Annotated in this window: 6 protein-coding genes and 3 pseudogenes; 3 read left to right on the forward strand and 6 right to left on the reverse strand. The window is 34.8% G+C overall.

Features of this window, described 5'->3' with window-relative positions:
- Positions 1 to 74: 74 nt before the first annotated feature.
- Positions 75 to 1091 (forward strand): annotated as a pseudogene (locus FGQ66_RS14520) (HAD-IC family P-type ATPase); the annotation flags it as partial.
- Positions 1092 to 1370: 279 nt separating this feature from the next.
- A pseudogene (locus FGQ66_RS14525) lies at positions 1371 to 2672 on the forward strand (ISL3 family transposase).
- A gap of 197 nt (positions 2673 to 2869) precedes the next feature.
- Here FGQ66_RS14525 and FGQ66_RS14530 read toward each other — a convergent pair.
- From FGQ66_RS14530 to FGQ66_RS14555, 6 genes are read right to left on the reverse strand one after another with little or no spacing between them, the layout of a single operon-like run.
- Positions 2870 to 3466: a YdhK family protein gene (locus FGQ66_RS14530; RefSeq protein WP_002351732.1), complete on the reverse strand. Its 597-nt coding sequence runs from the start codon at positions 3464 to 3466 to the stop codon at positions 2870 to 2872.
- Positions 3467 to 3486: 20 nt separating this feature from the next.
- The gene (locus FGQ66_RS14535; RefSeq protein ID WP_002307659.1) at positions 3487 to 3693 is read right to left on the reverse strand and encodes a hypothetical protein; all 207 of its coding nucleotides are present in this window, start codon (positions 3691 to 3693) and stop codon (positions 3487 to 3489) included.
- Positions 3694 to 3707: 14 nt separating this feature from the next.
- Positions 3708 to 5102 carry a sensor histidine kinase gene (locus tag FGQ66_RS14540; protein ID WP_002307657.1) on the reverse strand — a complete coding sequence of 465 codons (1395 nt, stop codon included), beginning with the start codon at positions 5100 to 5102 and terminating at the stop codon, positions 3708 to 3710.
- Positions 5102 to 5782: a response regulator transcription factor gene (locus FGQ66_RS14545; RefSeq protein WP_002294790.1), complete on the reverse strand. Its 681-nt coding sequence runs from the start codon at positions 5780 to 5782 to the stop codon at positions 5102 to 5104. Before FGQ66_RS14545 ends, FGQ66_RS14540 begins: the two co-directional genes overlap by 1 nt.
- A gap of 27 nt (positions 5783 to 5809) precedes the next feature.
- Positions 5810 to 7393, reverse strand: coding sequence for a multicopper oxidase family protein (locus FGQ66_RS14550; protein ID WP_138302644.1), 1584 nt, complete (start codon positions 7391 to 7393; stop codon positions 5810 to 5812).
- Between the two features lie 10 nt (positions 7394 to 7403).
- A complete protein-coding gene (locus tag FGQ66_RS14555) occupies positions 7404 to 7628 on the reverse strand; it encodes a heavy-metal-associated domain-containing protein (protein WP_002294786.1) in 225 nt (74 codons plus the stop codon).
- Positions 7629 to 7809: 181 nt separating this feature from the next.
- Between FGQ66_RS14555 and FGQ66_RS15530 the strand changes: the two are divergent.
- Positions 7810 to 7929: pseudogene (locus tag FGQ66_RS15530) on the forward strand (transposase); the annotation flags it as partial.
- Positions 7930 to 8375 lie beyond the last annotated feature (446 nt).

The raw sequence follows: 8375 nt of genomic DNA on the forward strand, positions 1-8375 counted from the left end.
TCATTACTCTGTCCTCTCTGTCTTTTTTCTCAATTTTACACTAAAATAGATTTTTTGGAAAACTTTGCAACAGAACCAAAAATGCTGAGGTTCTTGAAGCGACCCACGATATAAAAACCGTCGTCATGGATAAGACTGGAACAATTACTGTTGGCAAACCACAAGTGACCGATATTATCTCTATCGGAAGAATTAGTGAGAACGAGATTCTGCGAATCGCTGCTGGACTTGAGGATTCATCAGAACACCCATTAGCTTTAGCAGTAATTAATGAAGCAAAGGACAAGAAAATTACTCCTGCCGTAGCTAAAAATTTCACTGCTATTTCTGGTAAAGGGGTACAAGCTTTGATTGATGGTAAGCAGGCTTTTATTGGTAATGATCGTTTATCCGATGACTTTAACATGACAGATGATCTTAAGGTTAAAATGACATCTTTACAGGCGCAGGCGAAAACTGTGGTATTAGTTGGTTACGATGGTCAAATAATTGCTTTAATTGGGATTCAAGATGCACCTAAGTCCAGCTCTAAAGCTGCTATCAGGGCAATGCAAAAATCAGGATTTCACACTGTAATGTTAACTGGGGACAATCGTTTGGTCGCACAAGCCATAGCAGATGATATTGGGATTGACGAGGTCATAGCAGATGTTATGCCTGGGGACAAAGCACAACATATTAGAAAGTTGCAAGAAAAAGGAGCAGTCGCCTTTGTAGGTGATGGAATCAATGATGCCCCTGCATTATCCACGGCAACAGTAGGTATTGCTATGGGATCGGGGAGTGATATTGCAATTGAATCTGGAGGTATTGTACTAGTCAAAAATGATTTGATGGATGTTGTAACTTCTTTAGTATTAGCACGAAAAACATATAGTCGGATTTTGATTAACTTATTTTGGGCTTTTATATATAACGTGATAGGTATTCCAGTCGCAGCGGGTATATTCTCAGCACTTGGATTTACACTATCTCCAGAGTTAGCTGGTCTTGCAATGGCACTTAGCTCAATTACTGTTGTTTTGAGCTCACTATTATTGAACTATGTGCGCTTGCCAAAAAATAGTGAGACACTTATAGATAATAGTTAGTATTTGTAATATACAAAAGTGACGCTTTTAATTATAATAGTAATTTTCCTTTTTCAAAATTTGAATCAGAGTCTTAAATACTAGGCATACAATAAGAGAACCAAAAATCAGAACTACTGGATGTAGTTCTGATTTTTGATTCTACAATATTTAGTGTTGGCGGAAAATCTACAGATTTTCTACTGACACTTTTTTTGTAAAAAAAGATAGAAAAAGAGATAGCCTAACTGGTGGAATTTAGTCGTCTAAAACAAAACCATACCAAGAAAGGATATCTCCATGTATCATTGTACTAGAAAATTGTTAGGTTTAACAGATGAAAATTTATTCTTCGAAGAAGAATGGTTAGAGACAGTAGAAGAAGATGGTTTTCGCACCAATCTTATCCATGCTAAACTTAGCTATATACTAAGCCATTGCCGTAAATGTGGCATCAAAAATGAAGGACAAATCATCAAGAATGGCTCACATAAAACAAAAGTCCAACTTTTGCCTTATCGAGCAACCAAAACAGAATTACGCTTGGTACGTACGCGCTTTTACTGTAAAGAATGTCAGTCGACATTCAACGCTCAGACCAATTTGGTAGATGAAAACTGCTATCTCTCAAAGGAATTAAAGGTACAAATTGCCTTGGAGCTGGCGAAGAATACAACAAGAAAAGAAATTGCCGATCGCTATTTTGTCTCTGACGTAACCGTTCTGCGTGTCCTGCACACCTGTTTAAAAACGTATCATCCTCGTTTTGATACGTTACCTTCGGTCCTTTGTTTTGATGAGTTCAAATCGATGAAGTCCTGCAGTGGAAAAATAAGTTTTGTTTTTATGAATGGGCAGACCCAGCAATTAATCGGTGTATTGGAGAATCGTCGCCTTGCTTTCTTAAAACCATATTTCCTTAAATTCACTAGAAAAGCACGAGCGAACGTGAAATACGTCGTGATGGATATGAATGCCCCTTATTTTGAACTTGTAAAAGCGGTCTTCCCAAACGCCAAAATCGTGACCGATCGCTTTCACATTGTCCAACAAATCACTCGTACGTTAAATCAGTTGCGAATCAAAACAATGAACAGGTTTCAAAAAACGGAACCGACAAAGTATTGACGATTGAAGCGATTCTGGAAATTACTCCTTACGCATGCCTATGATCTGGATAGTTCCGATTATCAATATGATCGATCCTTTCGCAGACCAATGACGCAAAAAGCGATGGTCGATGAGCTTTTGAGTTACGACGAGCAATTAACCAGGGCTTACGAGACTTGCCAGCTCCTCCTCTATCACTTTAAACACAAGGACAACCAAAGTTTTTTCGATACGATCAACAGCTTAGATCAATGCCTTCCACAATGGTTTTGTAAGAAGCTGACGTTTTTAAATAAATACAAATTAGGGATTCAATATGCTTTAAAACCCAGGTATAGTAATGGTGCATTGGAAAGAACAAATAATAAGATAAAAGTGATAAAACGAGTAGCCTACGGCTATCGAAATTTCCACAACTTTCGAGCAAGAATTTATCTCATTCAAGGCTTGATCTTCCAAGTAAAACAAAAACCAGTTAAGCACTCTGCCTAACTGGTTATGACTAAATTTTCAGTTGTCTCTCTACCAGCACTAAATGTCGAAGAGCCAAAAATCTGAGCCAGAATGAGGTTCGTTCTGACCCAGATTTGATTTTGCACAACTCATCAGTCCTTATTAACAAAGAGCTCATATTCCTCATGTTGAGAATACGAAGGCCATGTACCAGCTTATTGGTTTAGTATATAAAATTACTCATTATTTTCGTCATATTCCATCTCATCTTCAGTTACCCACATATGATTCTTAACTTCTTCTTGACCATCGGTTGGAGTGTAATTAACAACGTAAACAGTTCCTGTAATAGATTTATCTACTTTTGCTTCAGCTCCCATCATCCCATCCATGTGATCGGCATTCAAGATAACAGTATCGCCCTCATTTGCTACAGTCTCAGTATCTTTTAACTCTTCTTGTACTACCCATCGATGATTGTTAACCATTGGTCCCCCAGTTTTTGGCTCATAGCTTACTTCATACATTGTAGTATCAAAGGCCCCTACAACTTGAGCATTTGCACCTTTCATCCCTTCCATATGATCGCCTAGCAGTATAACATTACTTCCCACCGGGAATTTAGGGTTCGCAGCATCTTTCATTGAAGAAGGAACCATACCTTCGTGATTCATTCCCTCCATACTATTCATTTCACTAGACGCTGTAGAAGTCGATTCCTCGTTTGTGCTATTAGAATTATTCGATTCACTTTGATTGCTACACGCTCCTAAAAATACAATAATTCCAAGACTTGCAAATACTAATTTTGTCATCTTTTTCACTGTCTTCATCCTCCTTTAATTAATCACATTTAGGTCATCTCATAAATTTGTAATCCAAAAACTTCTTTTTTAATTGTAGCTATTGATAAGTCCTTCTTAGAAAAGATTACTACAGAATTTGATAAGATATCTAAATGAACTTTTTCGACACTATCTATCGAAATCAGTTGAAAAAATATTTTTTTTGCCCAACATTCACATACTAGTTTAGCAATTTTTATCTGTTTTTGAAACAAATAACTCTCCTCCTTTATTGAAATGGTAACTTTATAACAAATTTAGTTCCTAGACCCAATTTACTTTTTACAGTTATACTACCTTTATGCGCTTCAACAACGCTCTTTACAATAGCTAATCCGATACCTTGCCCCCCTAAAGCTCTACTTCTGGAGGGGTCAGCCATATAAAATCTATCAAAAATATGAAGTTGCTGATCTTTTTCTATACCGATGCCGTTGTCTTCAACAATTAAAAGAACATGGTCTTTATTTTTACTTATAGAAAACTTAATGGTTCCCTCCTTTTGCGTAAATTTAATAGCATTATTCAAAAGATTGATAACAACTTGGTTCATTTTATCTTTATCTGCAGATATATTGATGTTATCCCCTTGGATTTCAACATGAAGGTTTTTTGACTCAATTTTGCTGGCGAAATTTTCAATAACGGATTCAATCAACTTATATATGTTAAACTCAGTTTTATTTAAATGATCATATTTTGCTTCAATTTTGTTGATTACTTCTATATTTCCAATTAAACGAGTTAGACGATCTATTTCATCATAACAAGATTGTAGGCGCTCGGGAGTTATTTTCCAGACTCCGTCAATCATTCCTTCCACATTGCCTTTAAGGGTAGCTAATGGAGTTCTTAATTCATGTGAAATATCAGTAGTTAATCTTTTTCGAAGTCCATGCTGTTTCTCCAACTGATTACTTAAATCATTTAGGGAATCAATCAAGGAATTAATTTCAATAATTGAAGTTTCTTGTGGGATTTTATCAGCATATTCCCCACGGGTTAATTTATGTGTAAAGTCGCTTACATGCTTTAGTGGTAATCCTAATCTAGCAGAGATCCACGAAGCAAGTATAAATGATACAAGAAGAGCTGCAATAGCAACATACATTAAACTTTGTTTCATACTGGAGATAAACAAGGCATCGTGCTCAGTATAAGCAAAAGGTCCGAAATAATAAAACGTTACTTTTCCAAACTCGTTTCCATCATTAATTAACTTCTTTTTCGCTTCTATTGTTTCGTCTAGTTTCACACTTTTTTTCTCAGAAACTTTCAAGGCATTTTTTTTCAGTTTGTCCTGTGCTGACTTCAAATTTTTTCCTTTAAGTTCCCAAACCATGTTGCCTTGTTCGTCTTCTATAGAAAAATAAATATTATTTTCTAATGCTTTCTCAGAAAGTGCTGCAAGTTCCTCGCTGTTCCATGTTTCTCCACTATTTAACCACAATAAATCAATTGTATATACATACTGATTCAACAAATCTTCTTGTCGCTCTTCTACGTATTTACTAAAATGATTGTTCGTCAAACTTAATGCGACTAAACTAATCGATCCTATTATTAATGTTGCGATTGCTAAAAAGGAAAGAACTAATTGAGTTTTTATCGTTCTTTTTCTCATTAGTGGCCACCAAATCTATATCCTGTACCATGGACTGTCAAAATATACATAGGTGATTTAGCATCATTCTCAATTTTATGTCTTAAGTTTTTTATATGAGAATCGATGCTCCTATCTAGTCCATCAAATTCTATTCCCTTAACTTTCTCTATCAAATCACTACGAGAAAAGACTTTATTAGGTGTGGATATTAGGGCGTGTAGAATATCAAATTCAGTTGTTGTGAGGTTTAATTCCACTTGATGTAGATAAACTTGGCGACTTTCAGGATATACTATCAATTCCCCATTACTTGAAGAAAGCTTATTAGGATTTGATAAGGTCTCAGTTCTGCGCAATACAGTTTGTATTCTCGCAACTAATTCTTTGGGACTAAATGGTTTAATCATATAGTCATCGGCACCTAACTTGAGACCAGTAAGAATATCATCCTCATCAGACTTAGCTGTTAACATTATAATTGGTACATTTGATACTTCTCTGATTTTTCTACACACAGTCAATCCATCAGTATCCGGAAGCATTAAATCTAACACAACTAAATCAGGATTATTTTTCTCGAACTTTTCCAATGCCATTGCGCCACTTATTGCTTTATAAACTGAATAATGATTAGCAACTAGATAGGCATCAATAATTTCTAATATTTTTTCTTCATCGTCCACAATAAGAATTTTCATAGACAATCATCCTTCTTAAATTATTTTCTATTTAATTTCCATTTGTCCCATCATTCCATACTCTTCATGTTCTAATATATGACAATGATACATGAAAATACCTTCACGGTCGAATTTCACAAGAAGTTCTACTGTTTCATCCGGATTTACCAGCACAGTATCTTTCCATCCTTGCTCGTTTAGTGCGGGCTGATTTCCATCTCTAGATAAAATTTGAAACTGAACACCATGGATATGGAACGGATGAATCATGCCTCCCATCATACTACTAATATTGTTAACTTCCCAAATCTCTTGAGTACCTAATTTTTTATATAAATCTATTCTTTCCATATCAAATTGCTTATTGTTGATGTTTACCATGTGAGACATTCCTCTTAAATTAATACTTTGTCTTGCTAAATCTTCCAATTTCTTTTCATCTAAAGTACTAATAGTATTTAGACTATCAGAGGGAGTAAACTCTTTGTTTTCTATCGTATTCTCAATTCTCATTGTCAAGGCAACCAAATTATTTGCTAGTAAATGAATTACCTCACCTTTTTTATAATTCTGAGTATCCACTAATATTTCTGCCCTTTCCCCGGGGGCTAAAAGTAGTTTACTAAGTTTAACAGAAGTATTCAGAAAACCACCATCTGTAGCAATTTGGTAGAATGATTCATCTTTATCCAAAGTAAAAGTGAAGTTTCTTGAATTAGATCCATTAACAATTCTATACCTCATCCATCGGTTTTTTATCTCAATATATGGATTGATAGTGCCATTAGTAAGCAACGTCTCCCCTTTTGTTCCATCAGAGTTAAAATCATTTTCATAGTTAATTTGATTAGTGGAGCTGAAAGATTTATCTTGCACAATCAAGGGAATGTCGTCGACACCATATTTGGAAGGTAAATCTAATGATTTTGAGTTGTCATCATCAATATACATCAAACCTGCTAAACCCTTATAAACTTGAGATGCTGTTTCTCCTTCCGGATGGGGATGAAACCAGAGTGTAGAAGCTTCTTGATCAACCTCGAATGTTACACTTTTTTTCTGTCCTTCTTCTATAATCTGATGTGGACCTCCATCTGCATCAGAAGCTACTTTCAAACCGTGCCAATGAAAAGATGTGCTAGCATCAAGATTATTGTTTGTATTGATAGTAACTTTTTGACCTTTTTTCAGTCTAATAACTGGTCCTAAAAAATCCCCGTTATAGCCTAATGTTTCAGTTTTTTCTCCATCCATTATTTGAACTTCTCCGTTTTGAGCAACTATATCATATATCACATTTTCTTTGCTTTTTGAAGATGGTTCAAGAACAGGGGGAATCAATAGTTGTCTCTCCGTTTGGTGTACTACCTTCAAATCAGCTTCTTGATTATCCCCCATCATATTGGACATTCTACTTGAGATTTGTCGTTGTTCTTCTTGAAAGACAACTTCAGCATGCTCCTCCTTGTTCTGCTGTTGAATCAATATGAAAACACCGCCTAGGGTCAACATTGATATTGTTGCTGCTAACCAAATATATTTATTATTCTTCAACCCATCATCTCCCATATCTATTATGTAGTTACCATAAAAAAAATATGTGGAGATTTTGTGTTGATTCCCCCACATATACTTATACTTATATAGATATATCCCTAGTTACAGTATACTTTGTATTTTTTAGTAGTTGATTTAAGAATGTTAAAGTTAATTTTGAATCAGCATCGAAAGTAACTGTACCTCTAGCCAAATCAACTATTTTTACACTGACTGTTGGCTCTGCTTCCAAAGCATTTCTTACTTTTGATGCACACCTTGAGCAATTCATTCCGTCAATAACCACTATTTGCAAATATTTCATCATAAAATTCCTTCTTTCTTAAAAAAGTCGCCTATATTGGATTTACTAATCTAATCAATCTTTTAAGAATTGTCTTACAAGTATCATAAGGAAAATTTATGGAGAAACCATGTATAGAGTTTGTTTTAGAGCTTTTAAATATAGGATAGATACAGATTGATTTGTTTAGTGTATGATTGCATATCATGGACATATATCGCTAAGTATCGCGCCCAAAACATAGGTTTCGAGTTTCATGAATATCCTAACAGGTAGAAGTGCTATGATGATATTCGATAAGCATCCTAATATGAAATATAAGTTTAGAACTGCTATTTTGGATAGTTCTTCCTCCTATTCAAATAAATAATTGTTCTACATAAGAATTTCACAATCCTCTCTACCCTCCTCTACTACCAAGTGAAAATCCATTTCAACTAATACCAAAAACCTACATTGGGATTCCAAAGGATTTTTGAGTTCAAAAAAACATGAAATGCCTCTCAGAAATCCGTCCATTGGATTCAACATATACTTATGCACAAAAAGCAGTGAATAAATTTAAAAAACTGGTTTTTCTATATATCTCAATTTGAAAAAAGTAGAATATAGAGGAACTTTCTTACCATAAGAATTCACATATTTAATGTGATGATGAGAGTGTAAAATATTTTGTGTAAATAGAAAAAAGGAAGTCCCTTCTGTAGAATAGAGTTACCACAACACATTCACAGAAAAGAGGACTTCCATATGAACGATTTTACTACAGAA

This window comes from Enterococcus sp. BSD2780061688st2 D3, from assembly GCF_005844145.1.
Lineage (GTDB): Bacteria > Bacillota > Bacilli > Lactobacillales > Enterococcaceae > Enterococcus_B > Enterococcus_B durans.

Coding starts and splice junctions, on each gene's coding strand:
- FGQ66_RS14530 (WP_002351732.1), bottom strand. CDS start 3,466: ATGAAGACAGTGAAAAAGATGACAAAATTAGTATTTGCAAGTCTTGGA.
- FGQ66_RS14540 (WP_002307657.1), bottom strand. CDS start 5,102: ATGAGAAAAAGAACGATAAAAACTCAATTAGTTCTTTCCTTTTTAGCA.
- FGQ66_RS14545 (WP_002294790.1), bottom strand. CDS start 5,782: ATGAAAATTCTTATTGTGGACGATGAAGAAAAAATATTAGAAATTATT.
- FGQ66_RS14550 (WP_138302644.1), bottom strand. CDS start 7,393: ATGTGGGGGAATCAACACAAAATCTCCACATATTTTTTTTATGGTAAC.
- FGQ66_RS14555 (WP_002294786.1), bottom strand. CDS start 7,628: ATGATGAAATATTTGCAAATAGTGGTTATTGACGGAATGAATTGCTCA.